This is a genomic window from Nocardia sp. NPDC050799 (assembly GCF_040654015.1).
GTDB lineage: Bacteria > Actinomycetota > Actinomycetes > Mycobacteriales > Mycobacteriaceae > Nocardia.
The window spans coordinates 115,063-140,191 of the sequence record NZ_JBFAHF010000013.1; the positions used below are offsets into that span (position 1 = coordinate 115,063).

Genomic DNA, 25,129 nt, shown 5'->3' on the forward strand with positions numbered 1-25,129 from the left:
GGTCCTTTCAGTTCGGTTCCGACAGGAGCGGGCGCCGGTCGCTGTGCCGGTTGCCCGGACGTTCGAGGCTCAGGTGATCGCGGAATGTCGGGCCCGTGTACTCGGTACGGAACAGGCCGCGCCGCTGTAGTTCGGGCACCACCAGCTCGGTGAAGGCCTGCACCGAGCCCGGCACGAAATCGGGGAAGATATTGAAACCGTCGGCCGCGCCATCCTCGAACCAGCGCTGGATGTGGTCGGCCACCTCGACGGGGTTCCCGACCACGGTGCGGGAGCCGACGGTGATGCCGTTGATCAGGTCGAAATAGGTGATCGGCGTAGCGCCGTCGACGGTGCGCCGGGTCGTCTCGGTGATACCCGCAAAGACCTTCCGACCCGCCGGAGCCGAGGAGTCGAACACCTCCCGGGACACCGGGTCGTCGATGCCGTATCCGGTCACGTCCACCTCGAGGACCTGGGAGACCGAGGCGAGGTTGCGTTTCAATCCCTGCCCGAGACCACCGAAACGCACCGAATCGACGGTTTCGTGTGCGGGATCCAGCGGTACCAGCGAATTCAGCCGGTCGTAGATTTGCACCGCCTCCGCGGTGGTGGGGGCCACCACCACGCTCAGACCGGGCAGGATCTGGATCTCGTCGGCGGTGCGGCCGTATCGGGCCGCCCGCGCCTTCACATCGGCGTAGTACTCCTTGGCCGACTCCAGATCGGGCTGGCCGGCGAAGATCACATCGGCTTCCCGGGCACCCAGTTCCCGGGATCGATCCGACGTTCCCGCGTGCAACAGGATCACCTGCCCCTGCGGGGGCCGTGCCACGTTCAGCGGTCCCTTGACCGAGAAGTGTTCTCCCACATGGTCGATGGTGTGCAGCTTGGTCTCGTCGATATAGCGCCCACCGGTTTTGTCCCGGGTGAACGCGTCGTCCTCCCAGCTGTCCCACAGCGCGCGCACCACGTCCACGAACTCGTCGGCCCAGTCGTAGCGCTTCTCGGTATCCCAATGACCGTCCCGGCCGAAGTTGTACGCCGCGGCGCCGTCGGCGCCGGTGACCAGGTTCCACGCCGCCCGGCCCCGGCTGAGATGGTCCAGCGAGGCGGTGAGCCGGGCGACGGTGTAGGGGTCGTAGTAGGTCGGGTTCGCGGTGACCGCGATACCGATATGGGAGGTCGCGGCCGCGATGGCGGAGGCGACGGTGAACGGTTCCATCCGCGACATCTGTGCCGGGTTGGTCTTGGCCAGCGCCGGATCGGTGGCCAGCCGGTCCCCGAGGAACAGGAAATCGAATTTCGCCGCCTCCACCAGCCGGGTCACCTCCTGGATGAACTCGATATCGAAAGCGCCGTCGGCCCGGGCGCCGGGATACCGCCAGCCGGCGGTATGGGTGCCGGTGGCCCAGAACATGAGCCCCAGATGTAGTTCTCTGCGTGTGCCGGACATGGGTCACTGTCCTCCCGCTCGGGTGTTCTCACGGGCCCAGCGGTTGTCCGGCCGGTTCAGGCCGAGGTGTTCGCGCAGGGTCCGGCCGGTGTACTCGGTACGGAACAGTCCGCGCCGTTGCAGTTCGGGCACGACGAGACGGACGAACGCCTCGAACTGTTCGGTGAGGTAGGCGGACTGGATATTGAAGCCGTCGGAAGCGCCCGACTCGAACCACGCCTGGATGTAGTCGGCGATATCGGCCGGACCGCCGACCACCACGTGACCGCCCACGATATGGGTGTTGAGCAGATCGCGAACGGTCAGCGGATCCACGCCGCCCACCGTGCGGCCGGTCCGGGCCGCGGTGGAGTTCAGCAGGGCCCGGCCGGCCGGATCGAACTGCTCGACGGTCGCGTTCTCCAGCGGATCGGTGAGTTCCCGCGCGGTGAGGTCGACACCCACGCGCTGCGACAACGCCCCCAGGTTCCGCAGACCCGGCCCCTGCGCCGCACGCGGCGCGGCGCTGCCCGCGCCCCACTGTCCGGGGTCGCGGCCGCCGTAGCGGATATCGTCGTCCAGCACGAGCAGCTCGTTGAGCCGATCGTAGAGGGCGCGGGCGGCCTGCCGCGTCTCGGCGACGAGGGGAGTGAGGCCGGGCAGTATCGCGAGCGACGACCGCGCCCGGCCGAAACCGGCCGCGCGCCGCCGGATCTGCTCGGCGTAGGCCTTGCCCTGCTCGATCGTGGCGGCGGCGGCGAAGAGGACATCCGCCTCGCGCGCGCCGAGATCACGCGAGCGGTCGGAGGTACCCGCGTGCAGGATCACCAGCTGGCCCTGCGGTGGCCGGGCCATGTTCAGCGGGCCCCGGATACTGAAGGACCGCCCGCGGTGGTTCACCGGGTGGATCCGATCGGCGACCACGAATTCGCCGGTTTCCGCGTTGCGGACGAAGGCGTCGTCCTCCCAGCTGTCCCACAGATCGCGGACCACGCCGACGAATTCGTCGGCCCGGTCGTACCGGACCGACGCGTCGCCGTGTTCGGTGCGGGTGTAGTTGGCCGCGGCCCGCTGGTCGGCGCCGGTCACGATATTCCACGAGGCCCGCCCCGCCGAGATGTGATCGAGCGAGGCGGTGAGCCGGGCCAGATTGAACGGTTCGTAGTAGGTCGGATTCGCGGTGACCACAATCCCGATCCGGCTCGTCGCCGTGGCGATATAACTCGCCGCCGTGAACGGTTCGATCCGGGCCAGCACCGAGGTGTTGGTGAACTGGTACTCCGGCCCGGTGGCGAGCCGGTCGCCGAAGAAGAAGAAATCGAATTTCGCCGACTCCGCGAGTTGCGCGAGTTCGACGAGGTATCCCCCGTCGAAACCTCGGTCGTGTACAGCCTCGGGCAGGCGCCAGCCCGCCGGATGGGTGCCGTTGGACCAGTACATGTAACCGAGGTGCAGCTGCCGGTCGGCGCCGGATTCGTCGGACATATCCGCCTCTGCGTGGATCGAAGGATGGATGGAGCTCAGGGCCGCGCCGCGGTACCGGTGACCTGCCCGGGCGCTCCGCTGAGATCGCCGGCGAACAGCGCGGCGAGTTCGGCGGACTCGGCCGGGGTGGGCCGCCAGCGGGAGGCCGCGAGATTGTCGTCGAGCTGGTCCGGTGCGGTCACCCCGGCGATCACGCTGGACACCGAGTCGTGGGCGAGCAACCAGCCGAAGGCCAGTGCGGTCGGCGTGACACCGCGGGCCCGGGCGAACTCGGCGTATCGCTCCAGCGCCTCCCACGGCGCGGCGTCGAGCAGATGTTTCTTGAGATTGGTGATCTTGCGACCGGCCGGTACGGAATCGCGTCGGTACTTGCCGGTGAGCAGTCCGTTCTGCAGCGGGAAGTAGGGGAAGAACCCCAGCCCGTAGGCGCCGAGCGCGGGCAGCAGTTCTTTGGCCGGCTCCCGCCACAGCAGGTTGTACTCGTTGGTCGCCGAGATGAACCGGGTGTGCCCGTTGATCCGGGCGAGGTATTCGGCGTCGGCCACCTGCCAGCCGGCGAAATTCGACGTGCCGAGGTAGCGGACCTTTCCCTCGCGCACCAGATCGTCGAGTACCGAGAGGGTCTCCTCGATCGGAGTGACCGGGTCGGGGGTGTGGATCTGGTAGAGGTCGATCCAATCGGTCCGCAGCCGGCGCAGCGACGCCTCCACCGCGAGTCGGATATAGCGGCGCGAACCGCGCACTCCCCAGTCGGGGCCGTTGAGTCCCGCGAGCCCGATGCCGAACTTCGTACCGATGACGACCCGGTCACGCCGGTTGCCCAGCGCCGCGCCCAGCATGGTCTCGCTCTGGCCCGGCCGGTCACCGTAGACATCGGCGACATCGAAATAGGTGATCCCGAGGTCGAGCGCCCGGCCGACGATCCGATCGACCGCTTCCTGCGTATCGGCGATCATCCCGGTCCGGCCGAAGGTACTGGCCCCGATCCCGACTTCCGATACCACCAGTCCCGAACGGCCGACGCTGCGGAAACCCTCCGGCAGCGCGCTGCGCACCGGTGCGCCGGGCAGGGAGGTACTGGTGGCGGCTGTGGTCATGGTCTTCTTTCCCACGATCCGGAGCACAGGCCCGGCGGCCCGAGAACTGGCCCGGAACTGACTTTTCGAACACCGTCACGCTAGAAGCGCAGACAACTCCGAGCAACACATCTCGTTCCACAAAGCGGAATAGTTGACGGAGACAGAAATTCGTGCTCACGCAGGTAGAGGCGCCAAAGATTCGATTACGCTCGCATCCGCCCGCTCGCGACAGCGGCTAGTATTCCGATTATCGGAATCTGGGCCCCTCCCATTCCAGGGCGGCCGGCCGGAAAGGACACCACGTGGCGGTCAATCGGTCCGGGCTGCAGACGGTCTCGCGCGCGCTCGCGGTACTGCGGTGTTTTCAAGGGGATGCCGAACTGGGTGTCACCGAGATAGCTCGGTCGCAGAACCTGCCGATGAGCACCACGCACCGGTTGCTGCAGGCGCTACTGGAATCCGAGTTCGTCGAACAGGACGAGCGGACGGGCCGATACCGGCTCGGCGTCGCGCTGGCCGAGTACGGCCAGCTCTCCTATCGGCGCCACCTCGTCTACCTCGCCGAACCCCATATCGAGCAACTCGCCGCCGAGACCGGTACCGCCGTCTCGCTGGCGACCCGGCACGGTAGCGACGCCATCAATCTCGTATTCACCCGCTGGCGAGAAGCCCACGGGCACAATCTTTCCGAGGTCCGGTTTCCCCTGCACGCCAGCGCGATCGGCAAGGCACTGCTGGCCTGGTCGCCGGTGACCCGGGAAGAACTCGAGACGCTGCCCTACCATCAGGGCACCGACCGCACGCCCGCGGACGCGGAATCACTCACCGCCGAACTCGAACTCGCCCGCAAAACCGGGTACACGATCAACGACGAGCAGACCGAATGGGGCTACCGCATCATCGGGGTCCCGGTCCTGGACCGGGCCGGTAACGCGCGATTCGCCCTCGGTATCCGGGGGACCACCCAGCTCATGATCCCGGAGCGCATTCCGTTCCTCGCCGATCTCGCGCGCGTCACCGCCACCGCCATCGCCGCCACTTTGTTCCGTGACGCGACACCGACCCACTGACGTGTCCTGACGGTCCGGTCCGGCCCACAGCCGTCAGCCGACGATCAACGGCGCGATATAGGTCCGCGCGAATTCGGCGAGCTGCGCCTCTGTTTCGAGGTCCAGTGCGCTGACGGGTTGCAGGATCAGCGAGTGGACCACCCGGCTCGCGATCTCGACCCGGGTCGTGAGATCGGGGATCTCGGGGAGCCCCCGCCGGCGCATCGCCTCGGCGAGGAGGGTGGTGGCCACACTTACGGCCATGATGAAGAAGGGCCCACCCTCGGTGGTGACCTGGGGTAGTAACCGGCCGGGCTCGAGCGCCAGCACCCGCTTGATCATGCCGTGGGTTCGCCAGCGCGTGATCACCGTGACGAACATGTCGGCGACAATGGCCTCCGGGCCGACATGTCGCGCGGGAATGTCCTCGAGTTCGGCGAGCAGGGCGCCCACCTCACGCGCGCTCACCGCGCGGACGAGATCGTCGCGCGAACCGATCCGCCGATAGATGGTGCCGCGGTCGACCTCCGCCTGCCGCGCGACATCGCCGATGGTCGTTTTCTTCACCCCGAACGTCTCGAACTGCACGCGCGCGGCATCGAGGATGCGGGTTTCGATACCGTCGGCAGCGGACCGGTCTTGCGAGGTAGAGGCAGGGGCGGACACAGGACCACGCTAGCAGCGATCCCTATTTCTGCAACAATCAGAAAGAATTTGTTGCGACAACATTGCAAGGCAATCTGTTGCATTGTACGGTCGACGTATGGCTGACGACAGTGCCACCACGAGCACCTACCGGGAAGAAGCCCACGCGATCCACGCCCGCGATGTGAGCTTCGACTTCTCGACGGTTCCCATGCACTACATCCCCGGAGAAGTGCTGGCGACCCATGTGACCAATGTGATGCACCTGGTACTGCCGGAAGGTGAGCGGGCCATGGCCGCCTGCCTGGCCGAAGCGCTACCCGCGATCGACGACGAACGCCTGCGCGAAGAGGTGACCGGGTTCATCGGGCAGGAGTCGATGCACGCGAGCAGCCACGAGGGCGCCCGCAAACATCTGCAATCCATCGGGCTCGATGTCGACTCCTACGTAGAGAAGATCGCCTGGCTGGTCGACCGGGTACTGGGCGAACACGGACTGAGCGGCCGCGCCGAAGAAGAATGGCTGAAGGAACGCCTCGGGCTGTTCGCGGGAATGGAACACTTCACCGCGGTGATCGGCGAGTGGCTGCTCGAATCGGACGTGCTCGAGGAACTAGGCATGCATCCGACGATGCTCGATCTGGTGCGGTGGCACGGCGCGGAAGAGGTCGAGCACCGCAGCGTGGTCTTCGACGCCTATATGCACGTCGACGGCGGGTACGCACGGCGCGTACGCACGGGCCTGCTCGCCAGCGGGCTGCTGCTGCCGCTGTTCGTGGTCTCCACCGCCTACCTGTACCGCAAGGATCCGAGCCCGGCCAAGGGCCGGTTCTGGGGTCAGCAGTTCGTCAGCGCCACGCTGCGCGGTGTGATTCCCAGTTTCACCACCTTCTTCACCGAGATGCCGCGCTACCTGCGGCCGAGCTTCCATCCCTCCCAGCTCGGATCCATGGACAACGCCCTGCGCTATCTGGCGCACTCCCCCGCCGCGCGCTCATGACCGCCGCGCACCCCGCGCCCCCGAGCCTGCGGATGCTCGGTCTGGCGGTGGACGTGTACAAGAAGGTGTTCACCAATCCCGCCTTCTCGGCACCGAAACCGGTGCGCCGCAGCGGCTTCGACCTCGACGTCGTAGTGGATGCGGTACGGGAGGAGGCCCGCGATGTGGTCTCGCTGACCCTGCTCCGGGCAGACGGTGAGCAGCTGCCAACGTGGCGGCCAGGCTCCCATATCGACGTCTTCCTGCCGTCGGGGCGGCAACGCCAGTACTCGCTGTGCGGCGACCCCGCCGACCACCACCGCTACCGGATCGCGGTACGCCGGATCCCGGACGGCGGCGGGGGCTCCCTCGAGGTCCACGACCTGCGACCCGGTGACGCCCTGCGGATCCGCGGACCGCGCAATGCGTTCACCTTCGTCGATTCCGCGCCGTCCTACCTCTTCGTCGCCGCCGGAATCGGCATCACCCCCCTCCTGCCGATGGCGCATGCGGCCGGGAAGCGCGGGCGACTGATCTATCTCGGCCGCTCCCGGGAAACCATGCCCTTCCTCGGCGAACTGCCGGCCGGCAGCGATATCCGTCCCGACGACGAGGCCGGTGCACCCGATATCCCGGCGCTCCTGGCGACCGCCCGGCCCGGCGCCGCGGTGTACGTCTGCGGACCGCCACCGGTCCTCGAGGCCGCCCAGCGTTCCCTGTTCGCGCTGAACCCGGCCGGATCGCTGCATACCGAACGGTTCTCGGCGCCACCGGTGCGCGACGGACACGAATTCGACCTCACCCTGGCCAGGTCCGGACGCCAGGTCCGGGTCGGCGCCACCGAGACGACCCTCGACGCCATCCGCCGGGTCCGGCCCGATGTCGTCTACTCCTGCCGCCAGGGTTTCTGCGGCACCTGCAAGATCGGCGTCGCGGCCGGATCGGTCGACCACCGCGACCGTCTGCTGAGCGACAGCGAACGCGCCGGTCACATGCTCACCTGTGTCTCCCGGTCGGCCGGCGGACCGCTGGTACTCGATCTCTGATCCCGAAAGGCCCTCAGCCCCATGAGCCCACGATTCGCCCTGTCCCCCTCCGACGACGCCTTCCTGGACACCGCCGCCCACCGCTACACCCATATCGTCGATATCCCGGCCCCGCCGCCGCAGGTATGGGACACGCTGATCGCCGACGACGCGCTGGTGTCGTGGTCGACGGTCGTCACAGCGGCGAAGTGGACCTCACCGCGGCCCTTCGGTGTCGGCACCACCCGGAATGTCACACTCGGTGGCCTGATCCGGCTGGCGGAACGTTTCTACCGGTGGGACGAGGGTTCCCGGATGACATTCACCGTGGACGCCGCCTCGGTGCCCGGGCTGAACCGGTTCGCCGAGGACATCACCCTGCTCCCCCTGGCCACGGGGACCCGGATCATCTGGACCTTCGCCCTCGAGGGCAGCGCGGTACTGCGGCCGCTGCTGGCCGCGGCGAGCCCGGTGAACCGTTTCGTCACCAAGACCATCGCCGCCGGCACCGGCCGCCGGGTCCGCACCGAGACGGTGGGGGCCCGATGAACGACCGCACACCGGAACACCACAGCATCGTCGTACTCGGCGCCGGATTCGGCGGAATCGGGCTGGCGATCAAATTGCGCGAGGCCGGTTTCGATGACCTGGTGCTGCTCGAACGCGCCGACGATCTCGGCGGAACCTGGCAGGCCAACACCTATCCCGGCTGCGCCTGCGATGTCCCGTCCCAGCTCTACAGCTACTCGTTCGCGCCCAACCCGGATTGGTCCCGCACCTACGGCAAACAGCGCGAGATCCTGGAGTACCTGCGCCGGGTGGCCACCGACCACGATGTGGTGCGCCATATCCGGCTGGGCACCGAACTGACCGAGGCCCGCTGGGACGAGGCGGCCCACCTGTGGCGGATCCAGACCTCGCGCGGTGCGCTCACGGCCGATTTCTTCATCTCGGCCGCCGGTGTCTTCGCCGAGGCCAAATACCCCGAACTCCCTGGTATCGACACCTTCGAGGGCACCGCGTTCCATTCGTTGCACTGGGACCATGAGCACGACCTCACCGGTGAACGGGTGGCGGTGATCGGCACCGGCGCCTCCGCGGTGCAATTCGTTCCCGAGATCGCGCCACAGGTGGCCGCGCTGACGGTGTTCCAGCGATCCGCACCGTGGATCGTGCCGCGGATGGACCGCCCGACATTGAATGTCGAGCGCACTCTACTGCGCCGTCTCCCACTTGCGCAGAAAGCGATCCGCGGTACCTGGTACACCCTGATCGAAGGATTCGGCCTGGTCGGGTTTGTCGACAATCGCTTCCGTCACCCGTACGAGATGCTCGGCCGGCTCCAACTGCTGCGCCAGATCCGCGATCCGGAGCTGCGCCGCAAAGCCACCCCCGATTACATCATCGGCTGTAAACGCGCGATCTTCTCCGACGCCTACCTGCCGGCGCTGGACCGGGCGAACGTCGAGGTGGTCACCGACGGTATCGCCGAGGTGCGCCCGCACTCGATCCGCACCCGCACCGGTGTGGAGATCCCGGTCGACACCATCATCTACGGCACCGGGTTCACTCCCATCCCCACCGCCTTCGAGCACATCATCGGTCGCGACGATCTCTCGATCGCCGACCTGTACCACAAACGGCCGCAAACCTATCTGGGCGCGGCGATGGCCGGTTTCCCGAACTTCTTCTGCACGCTCGGCCCCTTCGGCGCCGCCGGCAACCAATCCGCCATCTTCATGCTCGAATCGCAGATCGCCTACATCGTCGACGCGCTGCAGACCCTGCGCGCCCGCGGCGCCCGCCGAGTGGAGGTGCGGCAGGAGACCCAGGACGCGTTCGTCGAGGAAATGGCCCGGCGCAGCGCGGACACGGTCTGGCTGACCGGCGGCTGCCAGAGCTACTACACCACCCCCGACGGCGGCAATGCGGGTCTCTACCCGAATTGGAGTTTCGAATACCGGCGGCGCACCAAGCAGTTCGATGCCGAATCCTATGAGGTGACCGCATGAAACCCACGCTCCCCGACCCGCTGGGCTGGCTCTCGCCTTCCGCGACCTTCGACGTGAAGGGCAAGACGGTGCTGGTCACCGGCGCGGGACAGGGCATCGGGCTCGAACTCGTCACCCTCCTGCACCGGCGCGGCGCGGTGGTGGTCGTGGTCGATATCGACGAGGCCGCCGCCGAGCGCACGGCGCGCGACCTGGGTTCGCGCGCGGTCGGTCTGGCGGGAGATGTCGCCGATCGCGGCCGGATGGAAGAGGTGATCGCCGAGGTCGCCGAGCAGTTCGGTGGTCTCGATGTGGTGGTCGCCAATGCCGGGGTCACCCCGGTACCCGCGACCATCCGGAGCATGGATCCGGCCGATTTCGACCGGGTCATGAGTATCAACCTCACCGGGGTGTTCAACACCGTGCATCCGGCGCTCGACCATATCGTGCGGTCCCGGGGTCATGTGGTCGTCGTCTCCTCCTGCGCCGCTTTCGCACCGGGTATGGGCGGCTCGCCCTATATGGTCAGCAAGGCCGCAGTGGAGCAGCTGGGCCGGGCACTGCGGGTGGAGCTCGGCGCCGCCGGCGCCACCGCCGGGATCGCCTACTTCGGGGTCGTGGAGACCGCGATGACCCATGACATGCTCGACGCCGACGATCTGGGCCGCCGGATCAACGATCTGCTGCCCTGGCCGCTCAACGTGCGCATCACCGCCGAAGAGGCCGCCCGGACCATCGCCGACGGCATCGCGCGCCGCGCCGCGCGGACCATCGCCCCCAGCGGCTGGCAGCCCTACGCACTGCTGCGCGGGGCGATCAACACCGTGCTGGACCGGCGGCTCGCCGCCGATTCGACAGTGCACGAACTGGTCCGCGCGATCGAGCGGCGCCGATGAGCGAACCGGCGCGCGGATCGCTGCGGGCCCGGTACGTCCGGCAACTGTCCGCGCTCACCGCGCGCCGTCTGGCGCAGTTCACGCCGGTGAACACCTATACTCTGCCCGCTGCCCGGACCCTGATCGACCAGGCGCTGCGCGCGGCCGCGCCCACGCTGCGCGGCACAACAACCGACCGGGTACGGCACGGCACGATCACCGGTGAATGGGTCCGTGGCCCGCAGGCGACCCGGACCGACGCCGTGATCCTCTACCTCCACGGCGGCGGATTCGTCGCCGGATCCGCCGCCGGGTACCGCGGGGTGGCCGCGCGGCTGTCCACCGCGACGCGGTTGCCGGTGTTCACGCTCGACTACCGGCTCGCGCCCGAACATCCGTATCCAGCGGCGCCCGAGGATACCGCCGCCGCCTTCCGGTGGCTGATGTCACGAGGGCACCGCCCCGGCCGGATCGTGGTCGCGGGCGATTCGGCCGGCGGCTTCCTCGCCGCCGACTTCGCCATCTCCCACGCGCGCGACAGGTCCAACCCGCCTGCGGGCCTGGTTCTCTTCTCACCGATGACTGATCTGAGTCTCGCGCTCGCCACCGGGTTCCCGGGGGCGGCGGCCGAAGGGCTGCTGTCGCCGGGGCTGTCGCGACGTGCGGTCGCGCATTTCACCCCGGCTCCCTACGATCTGCGGCCCGTGCGCGGGATGCCACTGCCCCCGGCCCTGATCCACACCAGCGATACCGAATTCTTCGGCGGCGACGGCGTCACCCTCGCCGAACGCTGGACCGGCGCAGGCGCCGGCTGCGAATTGCGGGTGTGGCGCGACCAGATGCACGCCTTCCAGGTGCTGCCCGCCCTCGTGCCCGAATCCCGCCTCGCCTACCGGGAGGCGGCCCGCTTCGTCTCCTCGGTCCTCGACACCACCGCCGCCGCGGTCTGATCCGGAAAGGCCCAGCAGTGAACACAGCTCGCTTTCCCACCCTCCCTGCCGCGTTCCAGCACATCGCCACCGTGGAACCCGCCGCGGTCGCGCTGCGGACCCCGGGCGACGCGCAGACCCTGACCTGGTCCGACTACGCCACCCAGGTCCGCGAGTTCGCCGCGGGCCTCGACGGGCTCGGTGTGCGCCGAGGTGACACCGTCGCCCTGATGATGGGCAGCCGGGTCGAGTTCTACCCGCTCGAGGTGGCCGCACAGCATCTCGGCGCGACCTCCTTCTCGGTCTACAACACCCTGCCCGCCGATCAGCTGAGCCATGTGCTCGGTAACGCCGGGGCCCGGGTGGTGATCTGCGAACCGCAGTATGTCGCGCGGTTGCGCTCCTGCGGGGTGGAACTCGACCACATCATCTGTCTGGACGAGGCCCCCGCGGGAACTCTCTCCGTATCCGACGTGACCGCCGCGGCACGTGCCGATTTCGATTTCGATGCCGCCTGGCGTGCGGTGCGCGGCGACGATGTCGCCACCCTCATCTACACCTCCGGCACCACCGGCAGTCCCAGAGGTGTGGAGACGACCCACGCCAACCTGCTGTTCCAGGTCTACGGGATCGCCGAGGTGCTGGGTATCGAATTCGGCGACACCATCACCTCGTTCATGCCCAGCGCCCATATCGCCGACCGGCTCACCGCCCTGTACGTGCAGGAAGTACTCGGCATCCAGGTCACCTGTGTCGCCGATCCCAAGCTCATCGCGCCGGCGCTGGCGGATTTGCGGCCGACCCTGTGGGGCGCGGTACCCCGGGTCTGGGAGAAACTCCGGGCCGCCATCGAGTACAAGGCCGCCGCGGAACCGGACGCCGAGCGGCGGGCGGCGCTGCAGTGGGCGCTCTCGGTGGCCACTGCCCGGGGCGAGCACGAACTGGCCGGTACTCCGCTGCCCGACGACCTCGCCGCCGAATGGCGGCGCGCCGACGACCTGGTGCTACGCGGGCTGCGCGCGGCACTGGGGTTCGACCGGATGCGCTGGGCGCTCTCGGGCGCCGCGCCCATACCTCCCGCGACCCTGGGGTTCTTCGCCGGACTCGGTGTCCCGATCACCGAGATCTGGGGTATGTCGGAACTGTCGTGCATCTGCAGCGTCAGCCCACCGGCCGAGGTGCGACTGGGCACGGTCGGGAAGTTGCTGCCGGGAATGGAGTACCGCATCGCGCCCGACGGGGAGTTCCTCGTCCGTGGTCCGCTGGTGATGAAGAGTTACCGGGGACAGCCGGACAAGACCGGCGAGGTGATCGACGCCGAGGGCTGGCTGCACACCGGCGATATCGTGACTGTCGACGAGGACGGATACCTCAGGGTCGTCGACCGCAAGAAAGAGATCATCATCAATGCTTCCGGCAAGAACATGTCGCCGACGCATATCGAGAACACCATCAAGGCGGCGACTCCGCTCATCGGCGCCATGTCGGTGATCGGTGACGGCCGCCCGTACAACACCGCGCTCATCGTGCTCGACGCCGAAACCGCCGGCCCGTACGCGAAACAGCACGGACTGGCCGACGATTCGGCCGCCGCCCTGGCCGCCGACCCGTCGGTGATCGATGCGATCCGGGCCGGCGTGGCCGCCGGCAACGCGCACCTGTCCCGGGTGGAACAGGTGAAACGCTTCCTCGTACTGCCGGTCTTCTGGGAGGCGGGCGGCGACGAGGTCACGCTCACCATGAAACTCAAGCGCAAGGTCGTCGCGGAGAAGTACGCGGCGCGGATCGCCGACCTCTACCGGGATCCGCCGGCCGGCGATATTCGCGAACCCGCCGACGGGCCGCAGCTCGCCGCCGCGACCTGACGCCGGCGCCCGGTCCGGCTCAGACCTCGAGCTCTTCTTCGATCCCACGCAGCCGGTGCCGGGCCAGTGCGAGGTTGGCCCGGCTGCGATCGAGGGCCAGATACAGGAACAGGCCCCTCGACTTGCGGCCGGTCATGGGCCGGATGAGGTGGTACTGGCTGCTGAGCGAAATGAGGATGTCCTCGATGTCCTCCTGCAGGCCCAGCTGTTCGATGGTGCGCAGCTTTGCGCGCACCACCTCGGTGTTGCCGGCCGCGGCCACGTTCAGGTCCAGCGCCTTCGAACTCCCGAGCGTGCCCAGTGCCATACCGCTGTTGTAATCCACGACGGCCGCGCCGAGGGCGCCGTCGATCGACATCATGTCCTTGAGTGCCAAATCCATATCGGACACAGGTCGTTCCTCTCGATGGTTTTCGTTTACTGCGTTCTTCTGTTACCGCCGGCGTCCTTCACCACGGCGGAGAGATGTTCGGCGATCCGGCGTGCCACCGGCCGCGACTCCAGGTGCAGCCGGCCGATATTCACCTCGGGGGCGGCGAGCACGGTCAACGACGCCCAGCCGGCCGCGTAGATCACCACGTGTCCCCCGGTGCCGTCCACCACGACCTCCTGGAATCCACCGCCCTGCGCCGTCTGGGCGAGCCGATCCGACAGCGACAGCTGAGCCGCCGCCAGCGCGGCCAACCCGGTCGGTTCGATATGCGCGGGTAGGTCATGGGTAACCAGCAGGCCGTCGCTGGAGGCCACCAGCGCCCCGGTCAACCGGGGTACGCGTTCGCGCAGCGCGCGGAGTTCCGCCGTCACCGCGGCGTGGGGATCGGAAACGGTCATCGGCACCTTGGTACGCCTTCCCATCAGTTCACCGAGCAGATTCTTGCGCGCCGTCACGCGAGGTCCTCCAGAGCCGCTCGAAGCCGGGTGAGCAGTTCGCGATCCACCGGTTCCCACTCGTCGCCATCGGGAACCGGTGTGGCGTTCCGGACCCGGCGCCGCAGCGGCGGCTCCGCTCCGGTAGCCGGATCGGCGGCGGGCGGGCCGGCCGCGGAAGCCGGTGCGCCCACTGGTGGTTCGATCAACCCGGCCATGGTCAGATCCCGGACCGCCTCCAGACAGCCGTAGGCGGTGCGGCCCAGGTCCCGGGCGATTCCGGTGACGCTACGGCGATTGTCGGCGGCGGCCAGCACCTCGGCCTGGCCGCCGGTGAGCAATACCCGGCGCCGCCGGATCCGGCGCACCGGGACCACCGCGGCACGGTCGACCAGTTCCGCCGGCCACGGCCCCGAGTCCGGGTCACCGCGGCGCGCGCATTCGCGGACCAGTGCCCGCGGCCGGATGGTGCAGACGGCCGACAGCCAGTGCGCCGGGGCCGCCCGGAACTCCGGCACCACCGGCGTCGGCAGCAGAAAATAGGCCGCGTCGAAAACGGCCAGCAACGCCAGGGTTTCCAGCAGCGGCCGACCCAGCAGCGGGCCCGGATCACCGGTACCCGCGCGCTCCCAGTCCTCGGCACTGGCCACCCCGGCCTCGACCACCAACCGGTCCAGCCCGGTGGTGCGCGAGCAGGTGGCGGAGGCGATGGCGCCGTCGGCGAGATGGAACTCCCCGTCGCCTACACGCAGGACACCGGTCCGGCCTTCGTCTTCCAATCGCTCCAGTTCGTCCGCGAGCTCAACGCGCATGACCGTCCTCGGCCAGTTCGGCGAGGATGCCGCGTAGCCGGAACCGGGCCATCGCCAGATTGCCGGACTCCTCGTCGAACAGCACATGAACGAAAAGGCGGCCGCCGAAATCCCCGTCCACCAGATTGAGCAGGTGGTATCCCCCGGTCCCGCAGACGATGATCTCGTCGACGTCGTCCCCGGTCGGGCCCGTGGTCAGCGCCGGACAGTCGAGTACCGCGCGCACCACATCGGTAGTGGTCGCCGCGTCCTCGTGCTGATCGACCACGTCGTGCCGGCCCGCCGCGGCCACCGCCAGCCCACTCGCCCCGTCCACCAATGTCACGCTGCGCGCACCGGGGATGTCCATGATCCGTTCCAGACATCCATCGATTCCGCTCATGCACCCCTGCCCGTTCATGCGTGTTTCAGATCCCTGGAAACACTACACATACAAGGCGTTCGCCGCCGACTGAACGCATGACCTGATCGGTTACCCGGGTCGTCCGGATCCGAAACGGTGCCGCACCTGCATACGAGATGCCCAGCACGGCAGCACGGTTGGCAGCCTGCGCCCGGACCGGGGCCGCCGATCGATGTTTTCTCAAACTTGCGCACGCATGCGAGAAATTTTCTAGATCGAGCGGCAGCGGGCGAACTACGTTCAACATATGACCGAGTTGTCTCCCGGGCGGGGGCGCGCACTGCTCGCCGCGGCCGTCACCGTCGTCCTGTGGGCCTCGGCGTTCGTCGTCATCCGCACCGCCGGAGCGGATTTCTCGCCGGGCGCGCTGGCGCTGGGCCGATTGGCCTCGGGTTCGGTGGTTTTGGTGGCGCTGCTGCTACTGACCGGCACCGGCTTCCCCCCGCGTTCGGCACTGCGCGGGATCATCGTATCCGGAGTGCTGTGGTTCGGGATCTATATGGTGGCCTTGAACTGGGCCGAGCAGTACGTCGACGCCGGCACCGCCGCGCTGGTGATCAACACCGGGCCGGTCATGATCGCACTGCTCGGCGGACTTTTCCTCGGCGAAGGTTTCCCGAAACGGCTCATGGCCGGTATCGCGGTGGCGTGCACCGGAGCGGCCGTGGTGGGGTTGTCCAGTTTCGAGGGCGCGGCAACCGTGCTCGGCGTACTGCTGTGTGTGGTGGCGGCCGCCGCCTGGGCGGTGGCGGTGCTCGTCCAGAAGCCCGCGCTGGCCCGCGCTTCGGCCCTGCAGGTAACCACGGGCGGATGTGTGGTGGGCACGATCGCGTGCCTGCCGTTCACGGGGCAGCTGATCGGAGAGGTGGCCACCGCACCGCTGTCCGCCACCCTCGGCCTGGTCTATCTCGGCGTATTCCCAACCGCCGTCGCCTTCACCACCTGGGCATACGCTCTGGCCCGGATGACCGCGGGGCAGGTGGGCGCGACCACCTACGCGGTACCGGCACTCGTGGTCGTGATGTCCTGGCTCCTCCTCGGCGAAGTGCCCGGCCCGGTGGCATCGGCCGGCGGGGTTCTGTGCCTGGCGGGAGTCGCGATCACCCGGTGGCAACCGCGCGCACGCCGGGGTCCGGCCGTATCCCCCGACCGCGACCTCGACTCGGATCTGGTGTGACGGCCGCGGGGCGGCAGGCGGACCGTCCCGGTGGCGACTGCGCTCGCGGGCCGACCCGCCACGCGGTAGCGGGGTGGTTCGCGCAGACCTGCGTACGGTGAGGGAGATCAGCGCATCCTCCACCACGACCAAGGAGAGTGGGATATGCTCGCGGCCTTCTCGATCACCCCTATCGGCACCGGCGAGAGCGTCGGGGATCAGGTCGCCACCGCGGTCCGGGTCATTCGGGACAGCGGACTCGCGTACCGGACCGCCGCCGGTTTCACCGAGATCGAAGGCGAATGGGACCAGGTTATGGGTGTCATCAAGGCCGCGACCGATGCGGTACTGGCCGAATCCGATCGGTGCAGCATCGTCATCAAGGCCGATATCCGGCCCGGCCGGACGAATACGTTGCACACCAAGGTCGAGTCGGTCGAACGCCGTCTCGCCGAGTGATCCCGCCCCGCGGCTCCGGGTCTACCGCGCGAGCGGCGCCGATACCCGGCCCCGCTTCGCGTATCCGAGAACGGCGAACAGCGGTTTGAGGAAGGTCCACTCGCCGAAGCGGTATTCCGCGCCGCGCACCAGCCGGTCCGCGAGATCGGGGCGCATAACGGCCAGGTAGCGCCGGGCCTGCTCCGCGTGCAGCGGATTCGAGACGATTTTGATCCGGTCGGCGGTGTCGATCAGTGCGAGAGCGTTAACGATGTTCTCCCGGGTGCTCCGCGAGGCGGTATCCAGCGCGACCGGTCCGGACCAGCCGCGTTCCCGCGCATAGGCGGCCATCAATTCGGCTTCGGACCGCGCGCCCCCGACCGCGCCGCCGCAGAAGACCATCCGGGTGTCGAGCCGGGGATCGCAGGAGCGCAGTCCGGCGCGCACCCGCCATCTGTTCAGCGCGTTGACCGTCGGCGCCGCGTTGCGGAACCCGAGTACGACGACCGCTTCGCTCGCACCGGTCGCGGACCCGACGAGCCGCCGCGACGACCGCCAGTTCACCCACTCTCCCCAGGCCAACACGGCGACACCGGCAACGAGCACTATCCGTGATGTCCTCACGAGCATCGGAGCGTACCCATACGCGCGCGGCTGTTCCGCGATACGCCAGGGAAACGGTTCCGTCCCGAGCGAGTACGCACGCGTGGCCGACTACACCCCCTGTTCGCCGTATTCGCGTACCGCGCCGAGGTATTCGGTGATTGCGTCCCGGTTCCGTTCCAGGCAGCGGATCCGTTCGTTCATCCGGTCCCGTTCGCCCTCGAGGGTCGCGAGCATCTCGGGCGTCGCGTCCGGGAAGTAGATGGAGCGCGGTTTGTCCAGGCACGGGAGAATCTGTTTGATGATCCGGGTCGGCAGCCCGGCGTCGAGCAGGCCCCGGATCTGCAGTACGCGGTCGACGAACCGCTCGTCGTAGCTGCGGTAGCCGTTCGCGCACCGCTGGGCGGCGATCAGGCCCTGTTCCTCGTAGTAGCGCAGTAACCGGCGTGACGCGCCGGTGCGCTGTGACAGTTCCCCGATCCGCATTCCACCGACCTCGTCCGAACGATTTGACCTTCACATCTGTGTGATGGTTCGACCATAGCCGAATGGACAACGAACTGTTCGACTACAGCGCCATCGTCGACCGCGAGCCGATCCGGTGGCCGGGCGGGGCCCGCGTAGCGTTCTACGTGGGACTCAATATCGAGCACTACCAGGTGGACCGGCCCTCCACCAGTATCTTCGCCGGGACCGCCGGGCAGGTCCCGGATCCGCTCAACTACGGCTGGCGCGATTACGGCCCCCGAGTCGGGTTCTGGCGGATCCTGGAATCGCTGGACCGGCACGGCATCCGGGCCAGCGCTCTGCTCAATTCCGATGTGGTCGAGCGCTACCCGCGCATCATCGCCGCGGGCCGGGAACGCGACTGGGCCTGGCTGGCACACGGCCGGAACAATTCCGTCCTGCAGGCCGAGATCGCCGCCGCGGACGAGCGTGCCTACCTCGCGGACGTGCTCAGCACCATCGAACGCGGCACCGGCAAGCGACCACGCGGCTGGATGGGCCCCGCCCTCTCCGAGAGTTTTCGCACTCCGGAGTTGCTGCGCGAACTCGGCGTCGACTACGTCCTGGACTGGACCAACGACGACCAGCCCTACCCGCTGCGCGTCCCCGGCCTGTTCAGCGTGCCGTACTCGGTGGAGCTGAACGACAACACCCTGTTCCTCGGCACCGGGCTCACCGGTCCCGATTTCGTCCGGATCGTGCGGGACCAGCTCGACCGGCTGTGGGCGGACTCCGAAACGAGCGGCCGCGTCCTCGCCCTGGCCCTGCATCCCTTCGTCACCGGGCAGGCGTTCCGGGCCCGGTACCTCGACGAGGCGCTGGCCTACATCGTCGAGCATCCCGGCGTATGGGTCACCACCAGTGACGAGATCGCGGCGCACTACGCGGCCACCCGGGCCGGGCAGGAGGTCAGAAGTACGTCCCGCTGAACGGATGCTCGTCCACCTCGAACAGCGCGTCCGCGGTCGCCGCGGCGCCGGGCCGGTGCTCGGTGACGCGGCCCGCGAGCGCCAGGTGGCGCCAGCGGGTACCGCCGAGGTAGGCGGCCGCCAGGGCCGTCACATCGGTGCCGAGGTCCGCGGGCTCGTCCACCCGGGTGACCCCGCCGTCCTCGATCCGGTAATTGCCGGTGTTGGCGGACAGAATCGGATCGGTGACGGCGATAACCAGCGGCCGGCCGGGACGATAGGCGCGCCGGGCCAGTGCGGCCGGGACATCGACGAGCCGCAACCAGGTCTCGTCGTGGATATCGGTGACCCGGACCGTCCGCTCGTCGGTCAGCAGATGCCGCAGCGGGGTGTCGGGCGAGATCGCGGACAGCACGACCACGTCGACGATATCGGCGCTGAGCAGATGGCGGACGAGACCGACAAAGGCAGCGGGGGTCGTGGCGACAAGATCGTCGACCACCACGGTCCGGCGCGGGCCGCGCACCCATTCCAGGGATTCGGCGGCATGGTAGCGCACGAACCCGTCCTCCGCGCCGGGTTCCCCGTGCACGGCGACATGACCCAGGGGCCGCAGCAGCCCCTGTAGCCGCCACCAGTACGAAGGGCGATCAACCGCCGCGGTCCACGTCACATCCGCTGTCGCGTAGATCTTGGCCGGTATCTCCCAGCCGTCCGCAGGCGCGAGCAACCGGACCGGACCCGCGGCCGGTACGGTCTCGCGGAAACGGGCCCGGTGCACATCGATCTCACAGCGCGCCGACGAGCCGGCGACGCCGTACCCGTAGCGCTCATAGATGCCGCCCTGGGTAGCGCGCAACGAGGCGACGACCTCCCCGCGTGCGGCGATCTCGGTGAGCTGGCGGCGCAGCAGCCCGGCCGCGATCCCCTGCCGCGCGTGGGTGGGCAGGACACCGACGTGCGTCACCGCGGCGTGCGGCAGGCGCGCGCCGCCCGGCGCGATCAGCCAGCTGGTGTAGGAATTCACCGTCCCGACCAGTTCACCGCCGACCCGGGCGCCGAGAGTGCGTCCGGGTTCGTTCAACCCGTCCGCGGCCTCGGCCGAGATCGGCGGGCCCCCGACCATCGCGGTACGGAACACCTGTTGCGCGGCACGTGCATCCGCCGCGTCGGTCAGTATGTCGATTTCGACGGTCATCTCGGCTCACTCCGGAGGTTCGGGATCGGTGCGGGAATCCGGCGAAGCCGCAGGGCGCCACGGGACACGGTTAGTTTCTCTCATATGACGCGCCGTCCGTCACACCGTGCACGGTGCGGATCCGGTGCCCGGCCCCTCGGTCAGGCCGGGACGGGTCTCCGGAACCGGGTCCCAGCGGCCGTCCGAACAGGCGTAATCCCACTGCGGTCCGGCCGCGACCAGAGTCCGCACGGCGTCGAGTAGCCGATCCACGTCACCGGCGGTGGTGCCGAGTCCGATACTGGCGCGCAGGGCGGCGTGGAGCCCGAACCGGGCCAGCAGCGGGTGGGCGCAGAAGCGGCCGTCCCGCACGCCGATCGCATGTTCGGCGGACAGATAGGCCGCGACCCGGCCCGGTTCGAAACCGTTCACGGTGAAGGCGACGATTCCCACACAGTCGATGCTGTCGCCGAAGATCCGGAGGCATCGGACACCGGCGATGTCCTCCAGCCCGGTGCGCAACCGGTCGGTGAGCGCCCGTTCGTGCACCTCGGCGGGGGCGGCGAGTTCGGTGAGCGCCTCGCAGGCGGCCGCCAGCGCCACGGCGCCCAGCACATTGGGTGAACCGGCCTCGTGCCGATGCGGTGCGGCCGCCCAGGCCGCGGTGTCCGCGGTCACCTCGGTGACCGCGCCCCCACCGGCCAGGTACGGCGGTGCGGCGTCGAGCCAGTCGCGGCGACCGGCCAGCACCCCGGCGCCGTACGGTGCGTACAGCTTGTGCCCGGAGCAGACCACATAGTCGATATCGGTGGCGCACAGGTCGATACGCCGATGGGGCGCCAGCTGGGCCGCGTCCACCAGGATCCGCGCACCGTGGCGATGAGCGAGCGCGGCCAGCTCGGTCAGCGGCAGCACCTCCCCGGTGACATTGGACGCGCCCGTGATCGCGAGCAGCGCCGCGGGCTTCGCGCCGAGTTCGGCGGCGAGACGCTCGACGGTCTCGGTGAGCGTGCCGGCGGCGGGCACCACCCGGCGTCCGCGCCCGGCCCAGGGCAGGAAGTTGGCGTGGTGTTCGATATCGAGCACCACGGTATCGCCGGGGACGCAGGCGGCGAGCAGGTTGAGCGCGTCGGTGGTGTTCCGGGTGAACACCACCTCCTGGTCGGCGGCGCAGCACAGGAACTCGCGGACCGTTTCACGGGCCGCCTCGTAGCGGCGGGTGGAGATACGCGAGGCATACCCGGCGCCGCGGTGCACACTCGCGTAGTAGGGCAGCAGATCGGCCACCCGTGCGGTGACCTGCGCGAGAGCCGGAGCGCTGGCCGCGTAGTCGAAGTTGGCGTAACTACAGGTACCGCCCTGTACCAGCGGAACCCGCAGGTCGTCGCCGGAGACACGGGCCGGGGCACGGGTGGGGTCGAGTACAGCGGTCATCACGCAATCCCTTCGATCGAGGGACTCCGGGCTTCGATTCGACGGAGTCCGCGCTTGCCGCGCTCGGTCGAGCAGCGGCCAGGTCGTCACCCGGGGCACCCCACCGCGGAGGAGGGTTGCCGGCCAGCAAGCCGGGGCTTCACGCTGGCACTCGTGACCTGCTGTGAGGTTGGCAGACGGCCACCGGCTTGTCAACTCGCCCCCGATCCACGTCCGCCGGTCCGATGCGTGTCTCGTCCCGGGAACCACCTGCCCTTCGCGGTCCGCAGATTCGCTGTGCTTCCGCTGATTTCGAATCACCGTGATCCGGTCCGTAGCCCGGAAACGGTTGGCGGCGCAATGTGTTTGCCCGGGTGATCCTCCGGCCATCCGGTGCGCCTGTCCCGATCCACCCGGCCCCGAACGGAGATCCGCGATGCCAGACCGAACAGGAACCGCCCCGACGGCCGAATACCTCTGGTACATCCCCAACCAGGTGATTCCCGGGCATCGCGGTGACGCCGTCACCGCCGACCACAACAGCCTGGAGACACTGACCGCGCAGGCACGCGCACTCGAGGAATACGGGTGGCAGGGGGCGCTGATCGGCACCGGCTGGGGTCGCCCGGATACGTTCACCGTCGCCACCGCGCTCGCGGCCCGGACCACGACCTTCGAACCGCTCGTCGCCGTCCGGCCCGGGTATTGGCGGCCGGCCCATTTCGCCTCCGCCGCCGCGAGCCTGGATCATCTCACCGGTGGCCGACTGCGGATCAACATCGTCTCCGGCAAGGACGATCTCGCGGCCTACGGCGAAGCCGAGGAGGACCAGGCCGATCGGTATGCCCGCACCCGGGAGTTCCTCCAACTGGTCCGGCGGCTGTGGACCGAGGAGAACGTCACCTACCGGGGTGAGCACTACCGGGTGACCGATTCCACCGTCATGCCGCGAATCGCCGTGCGCGAGGACCGCCCGCACCCGCTGCTCTACTTCGGTGGCGCGTCCGCGGCCGCCGAACGAGTCGCCGCGACCGAAGCCGATGTCCAGCTCTTCTGGGGTGAGCCGCTCGCGGGCGTCCGGGAACGCATCGAACGGTTGCGCGCGCTCGGTGACGAACTCGGCCGGGCCCTGCCGCCGCTGCGATTCGGCCTGCGGATCACCACAGTAGTCCGCGACACCACCGAACAGGCATGGGCCGATGCCGAAGCCAAGGTCGCCGAGATGGCGAAAACGCACGATCGGAGCGCATCCCGGCGTGCGGCGGTCGGACAGCAGCGCCTGCTCGATCTCGCGGCGCGCGGCGAAGTGCTCGACGAGCACCTCTACACCACCCCGGGCACCGTCGGCGGCGGTGGCGCGGGCACCACGTGGCTGGTGGGTTCCGCCGAGGATGTCGCGAAATCACTGCGCCGATACCAGGATCTCGGCATCACCCACTTCGTGCTGTCCGATACTCCCTACCTGCCCGAAATCCGGCGCCAGGGCGCCCAGCTCCTGCCGCTGCTGCGCGGCTGAACCGGGCGCACCGGATCAGAGATTCAGCCCGGTTCCGTGGATGCCGTGCTCGTCGATGAGGGCGAGCTCGGCATCGGTGAGTTCGGGGAACTCGAGCGCGGCGAGGTTGTGGTCGAGCTGCGCCGTGCTGCTCGCCCCGATCAGCGCCGAGGTGACCTCGGGCCGCCGCAGCACCCATTGCAGCGCGAGCTGGGCCAGTGACTGGCCCCGCGCCGCGGCGATCTTGTTCAGTTCGGCGGTGCGCTGCCGATAGGTTTCGTCGATGGCATCCGGGGACAGGAAGGTGCTGTCGGCCGCCCGGGCACCCTCGGGGATGCGCTCGAGGTACTTGTCGGTCAGCAACCCCTGCGCCAGCGGCGAATAGACGATGGCGCCGAACCCGTCGCGCCGTGCGGTGTCCAGCAGACCGTTCTGTTCGGGACGGCGATCGTAGATCGAATACCGCGCCTGATGAATGAGCAACGGCACGCCCGCGGCCTGGAGCAGTCCGGCGGCATCGTGGGCGCGGTCGGGCAGATAGTTGGAGATGCCGATATAGAGCGCCTTGCCCTGCTGTACCGCGCTGACCAGCGCACCCACCGTTTCCTCCAGCGGAGTCCCGGGGTCGGGGCTGTGGTGGTAGAAGATATCGACGTAGTCGGTGCCGAGATCACGCAGACTGTGGTCGAGCGAGGTGAGCAGTGATTTGCGGGAGCCGCCCTTCAGATAGGGGCTCGGCCCGATCGGATTCCCGGCCTTGGTCGACAGGATGAGCTCGTCCCGGTAGGGCGCGAGATCCTTGGCGAGCACCCGGCCGAAGTTCTGCTGCGCGGCCCGATGCGGCGGGCCGTAACGATCGGCATTGTCGAAATGGGTGATACCCAGGTCGAAGGCGTGCAGGATGATCTCACGCTGGGTCACGAAGGGGTAGTCGGTACCGAACTTCTGCCACAGTCCGAACGAGAACGCGGGCAGGTCGAGGCCGGAGTCGCCGGTGCGCCGGTACGGGACTCTCTCGTAACGCTGCGCGGCGGCGGTATGGGTCAGGTCGTAGGGGCCATAGCTCATCCGGACAGTTGATCACCCACGCGGCACCGGGTGCGACGGGTCGGCTCACCCTGATCGAAATCCCCGCTCGAGCCGCCAGCGGCTCGCGGCAGTGGATCAGGCCAGGCCGCCGTTGACGTAGAGAACCTGTCCGTCGACCCAGCGGGCCGGGCCCGCCAGGAAGGCCACCGTCTCGGCGATATCGGCCGGTTCGCCGAGACGTTCCAGGGGTGACAGCTGTGCGAGCCGTTCGATATCGGCATCGTCCTTGCCGTCGAGGAACAGCGGAGTCGCGGTGGGACCCGGCGCGACCACATTGACCGTCACATCGCGGCCGCGCAACTCCCGCGCCAGGGCCAGGGTCATCGCTTCCACCGCCCCTTTGCTGGCGGCATAGGCGGCGTAGCCGGGTTGCTGGAGCCGGATCACCGAACTCGAGAAATTGATCAGCGCGCCGCCGGGGTTCAGTGTGCGGGCGGCAAGTTGCGAGACGACGAAGGTGCCGCGGACATTGGTGCGGTGCATCCGGTCGAATGCGTCGAGATCGAATTCGGCCACCGGTCCGAGCAGCATGATGCCCGCGGTATTGACCACTACGTCGATCCCACCGAAACGGTCGGTGATCTCGGTGAACAGCTGCCGCATCCGGGCGGGGTCGGCCACATCCCCGCCCATCGCGACCGCGGTGCCGCCGCCACCGGTGATGGCGGAGACGACCTCCTCGGCCCGGCCGGCGTTTCCGGCGTAGTGGACCACCACCGTCGTCCCGGCTGCGGCGAGGCGCTCGGCCACCGCCCGGCCGATACCACCGGAGCCGCCGGTGACCAGGGCGATGCGATCGGACGACGCGGGCACGAGGACCTCCTGGGACGACACCAGAGTGCGGCACCGGGGCGGCGGCCCGCACGAGTTCCGCGTCGATCCTCGCACCGGCCGCCGCGATCGACCTCCGACACGCGGGCAGGGC

The 25,129-nt window shown here is 68.7% G+C and carries 26 protein-coding genes and 1 riboswitch; of the genes, 12 read left to right on the top strand and 14 right to left on the bottom strand.

Annotated elements, in window-relative coordinates:
- Positions 1 to 7: 7 nt before the first annotated feature.
- Genes AB0H42_RS15880 through AB0H42_RS15890 form a run of 3 tightly spaced genes read right to left on the bottom strand, consistent with a single transcriptional unit; the run spans position 8 to position 3,996 of the window.
- Positions 8 to 1,435, bottom strand: coding sequence for an LLM class flavin-dependent oxidoreductase (locus AB0H42_RS15880; protein ID WP_357055874.1), 1,428 nt, complete (start codon positions 1,433 to 1,435; stop codon positions 8 to 10).
- 3 nt (positions 1,436 to 1,438) lie between these two features.
- Positions 1,439 to 2,899, bottom strand: coding sequence for an NtaA/DmoA family FMN-dependent monooxygenase (locus tag AB0H42_RS15885; RefSeq protein WP_357055877.1), 1,461 nt, complete (start codon positions 2,897 to 2,899; stop codon positions 1,439 to 1,441).
- Positions 2,900 to 2,934: 35 nt separating this feature from the next.
- Positions 2,935 to 3,996, bottom strand: a complete 1,062-nt coding sequence (locus AB0H42_RS15890) for an aldo/keto reductase (protein WP_357055880.1) — start codon at positions 3,994 to 3,996, stop codon at positions 2,935 to 2,937.
- Positions 3,997 to 4,280: 284 nt separating this feature from the next.
- Here AB0H42_RS15890 and AB0H42_RS15895 point away from each other — a divergent pair, with 284 nt between their 5' ends.
- Positions 4,281 to 5,048, top strand: a complete 768-nt coding sequence (locus AB0H42_RS15895) for an IclR family transcriptional regulator (protein WP_357055883.1) — start codon at positions 4,281 to 4,283, stop codon at positions 5,046 to 5,048.
- A 33-nt stretch (positions 5,049 to 5,081) separates the two neighbouring features.
- Here the strand turns inward: AB0H42_RS15895 and AB0H42_RS15900 are convergent, their stop codons facing one another.
- Positions 5,082 to 5,693: a helix-turn-helix domain-containing protein gene (locus AB0H42_RS15900; protein WP_357055886.1), complete on the bottom strand. Its 612-nt coding sequence runs from the start codon at positions 5,691 to 5,693 to the stop codon at positions 5,082 to 5,084.
- Positions 5,694 to 5,790: 97 nt separating this feature from the next.
- Here AB0H42_RS15900 and AB0H42_RS15905 point away from each other — a divergent pair, with 97 nt between their 5' ends.
- From AB0H42_RS15905 to fadD11, 7 genes are read left to right on the top strand one after another with little or no spacing between them, the layout of a single operon-like run.
- Complete coding sequence (locus tag AB0H42_RS15905; protein WP_357055889.1) at positions 5,791 to 6,672, top strand: metal-dependent hydrolase; 882 nt, start codon at positions 5,791 to 5,793, stop codon at positions 6,670 to 6,672.
- Between the two features lie 32 nt (positions 6,673 to 6,704).
- Positions 6,705 to 7,697 carry a PDR/VanB family oxidoreductase gene (locus tag AB0H42_RS15910; RefSeq protein WP_357056037.1) on the top strand — a complete coding sequence of 331 codons (993 nt, stop codon included), beginning with the start codon at positions 6,705 to 6,707 and terminating at the stop codon, positions 7,695 to 7,697.
- Between the two features lie 21 nt (positions 7,698 to 7,718).
- Positions 7,719 to 8,225 (top strand): SRPBCC family protein, encoded by a 507-nt coding sequence (locus AB0H42_RS15915; protein WP_357055892.1) that lies wholly within the window; start codon positions 7,719 to 7,721, stop codon positions 8,223 to 8,225.
- Complete coding sequence (locus AB0H42_RS15920) at positions 8,222 to 9,688, top strand: NAD(P)/FAD-dependent oxidoreductase (protein WP_357055895.1); 1,467 nt, start codon at positions 8,222 to 8,224, stop codon at positions 9,686 to 9,688. The genes AB0H42_RS15915 and AB0H42_RS15920 overlap by 4 nt, the downstream gene beginning before the upstream one ends.
- Positions 9,685 to 10,563, top strand: coding sequence for a short-chain dehydrogenase/reductase (locus AB0H42_RS15925; RefSeq protein ID WP_357055898.1), 879 nt, complete (start codon positions 9,685 to 9,687; stop codon positions 10,561 to 10,563). The genes AB0H42_RS15920 and AB0H42_RS15925 overlap by 4 nt, the downstream gene beginning before the upstream one ends.
- On the top strand, positions 10,560 to 11,492 hold the full coding sequence (locus AB0H42_RS15930) for an alpha/beta hydrolase (RefSeq protein ID WP_357055901.1): 933 nt from the start codon (positions 10,560 to 10,562) through the stop codon (positions 11,490 to 11,492). The genes AB0H42_RS15925 and AB0H42_RS15930 overlap by 4 nt, the downstream gene beginning before the upstream one ends.
- Before the next feature lie 17 nt (positions 11,493 to 11,509).
- On the top strand, positions 11,510 to 13,336 hold the full coding sequence (gene fadD11, locus AB0H42_RS15935; protein ID WP_357055904.1) for a fatty acid--CoA ligase FadD11: 1,827 nt from the start codon (positions 11,510 to 11,512) through the stop codon (positions 13,334 to 13,336).
- 19 nt (positions 13,337 to 13,355) lie between these two features.
- Here the strand turns inward: fadD11 and AB0H42_RS15940 are convergent, their stop codons facing one another.
- Genes AB0H42_RS15940 through AB0H42_RS15955 form a run of 4 tightly spaced genes read right to left on the bottom strand, consistent with a single transcriptional unit; the run spans position 13,356 to position 15,397 of the window.
- Positions 13,356 to 13,727 carry a hypothetical protein gene (locus AB0H42_RS15940; RefSeq protein WP_357055907.1) on the bottom strand — a complete coding sequence of 124 codons (372 nt, stop codon included), beginning with the start codon at positions 13,725 to 13,727 and terminating at the stop codon, positions 13,356 to 13,358.
- Positions 13,728 to 13,753: 26 nt separating this feature from the next.
- Positions 13,754 to 14,224: a roadblock/LC7 domain-containing protein gene (locus tag AB0H42_RS15945; protein ID WP_357055910.1), complete on the bottom strand. Its 471-nt coding sequence runs from the start codon at positions 14,222 to 14,224 to the stop codon at positions 13,754 to 13,756.
- The gene (locus tag AB0H42_RS15950) at positions 14,221 to 15,015 is read right to left on the bottom strand and encodes a hypothetical protein (RefSeq protein ID WP_357055913.1); all 795 of its coding nucleotides are present in this window, start codon (positions 15,013 to 15,015) and stop codon (positions 14,221 to 14,223) included. Before AB0H42_RS15950 ends, AB0H42_RS15945 begins: the two co-directional genes overlap by 4 nt.
- Complete coding sequence (locus AB0H42_RS15955) at positions 15,005 to 15,397, bottom strand: hypothetical protein (RefSeq protein ID WP_030519775.1); 393 nt, start codon at positions 15,395 to 15,397, stop codon at positions 15,005 to 15,007. Before AB0H42_RS15955 ends, AB0H42_RS15950 begins: the two co-directional genes overlap by 11 nt.
- Positions 15,398 to 15,665: 268 nt before the next feature.
- Between AB0H42_RS15955 and AB0H42_RS15960 the strand changes: the two genes are divergently transcribed.
- Both AB0H42_RS15960 and AB0H42_RS15965 read left to right on the top strand, forming a co-directional pair.
- On the top strand, positions 15,666 to 16,595 hold the full coding sequence (locus tag AB0H42_RS15960) for a DMT family transporter (RefSeq protein WP_357055916.1): 930 nt from the start codon (positions 15,666 to 15,668) through the stop codon (positions 16,593 to 16,595).
- 144 nt (positions 16,596 to 16,739) lie between these two features.
- Positions 16,740 to 17,033, top strand: a complete 294-nt coding sequence (locus AB0H42_RS15965; RefSeq protein ID WP_357055919.1) for an MTH1187 family thiamine-binding protein — start codon at positions 16,740 to 16,742, stop codon at positions 17,031 to 17,033.
- Between the two features lie 21 nt (positions 17,034 to 17,054).
- Here the strand turns inward: AB0H42_RS15965 and AB0H42_RS15970 are convergent, their stop codons facing one another.
- Complete coding sequence (locus AB0H42_RS15970; RefSeq protein ID WP_357055922.1) at positions 17,055 to 17,576, bottom strand: YdcF family protein; 522 nt, start codon at positions 17,574 to 17,576, stop codon at positions 17,055 to 17,057.
- A 150-nt stretch (positions 17,577 to 17,726) separates the two neighbouring features.
- Entirely contained in the window at positions 17,727 to 18,101 is a 375-nt protein-coding gene (locus AB0H42_RS15975; RefSeq protein ID WP_357055925.1) for a MerR family transcriptional regulator, read from the bottom strand.
- A gap of 62 nt (positions 18,102 to 18,163) precedes the next feature.
- On the opposite strand from AB0H42_RS15975, the gene AB0H42_RS15980 reads away from it, so the two are divergent.
- Positions 18,164 to 19,051, top strand: a complete 888-nt coding sequence (locus AB0H42_RS15980; protein ID WP_357055928.1) for a polysaccharide deacetylase family protein — start codon at positions 18,164 to 18,166, stop codon at positions 19,049 to 19,051.
- Here AB0H42_RS15980 and AB0H42_RS15985 read toward each other — a convergent pair.
- Both AB0H42_RS15985 and AB0H42_RS15990 read right to left on the bottom strand, forming a co-directional pair.
- Complete coding sequence (locus AB0H42_RS15985) at positions 19,032 to 20,228, bottom strand: GNAT family N-acetyltransferase (protein WP_357055931.1); 1,197 nt, start codon at positions 20,226 to 20,228, stop codon at positions 19,032 to 19,034. The two genes, AB0H42_RS15980 and AB0H42_RS15985, sit on opposite strands and share 20 nt — an antisense overlap.
- A 99-nt stretch (positions 20,229 to 20,327) precedes the next feature.
- Positions 20,328 to 21,641 (bottom strand): aminotransferase class V-fold PLP-dependent enzyme, encoded by a 1,314-nt coding sequence (locus tag AB0H42_RS15990; RefSeq protein WP_357055934.1) that lies wholly within the window; start codon positions 21,639 to 21,641, stop codon positions 20,328 to 20,330.
- A gap of 45 nt (positions 21,642 to 21,686) precedes the next feature.
- Positions 21,687 to 21,800, bottom strand: a riboswitch (SAM riboswitch).
- A gap of 256 nt (positions 21,801 to 22,056) precedes the next feature.
- Here AB0H42_RS15990 and AB0H42_RS15995 point away from each other — a divergent pair.
- Complete coding sequence (locus AB0H42_RS15995) at positions 22,057 to 23,136, top strand: LLM class flavin-dependent oxidoreductase (RefSeq protein ID WP_357055937.1); 1,080 nt, start codon at positions 22,057 to 22,059, stop codon at positions 23,134 to 23,136.
- Positions 23,137 to 23,151: 15 nt separating this feature from the next.
- Here the strand turns inward: AB0H42_RS15995 and AB0H42_RS16000 are convergent, their stop codons facing one another.
- Together AB0H42_RS16000 and AB0H42_RS16005 are read right to left on the bottom strand one after the other, a co-directional pair.
- Positions 23,152 to 24,183: an aldo/keto reductase gene (locus AB0H42_RS16000; RefSeq protein ID WP_357055940.1), complete on the bottom strand. Its 1,032-nt coding sequence runs from the start codon at positions 24,181 to 24,183 to the stop codon at positions 23,152 to 23,154.
- 96 nt (positions 24,184 to 24,279) lie between these two features.
- The gene (locus tag AB0H42_RS16005) at positions 24,280 to 25,017 is read right to left on the bottom strand and encodes an SDR family oxidoreductase (protein ID WP_357055943.1); all 738 of its coding nucleotides are present in this window, start codon (positions 25,015 to 25,017) and stop codon (positions 24,280 to 24,282) included.
- Positions 25,018 to 25,129: the final 112 nt, after the last annotated feature.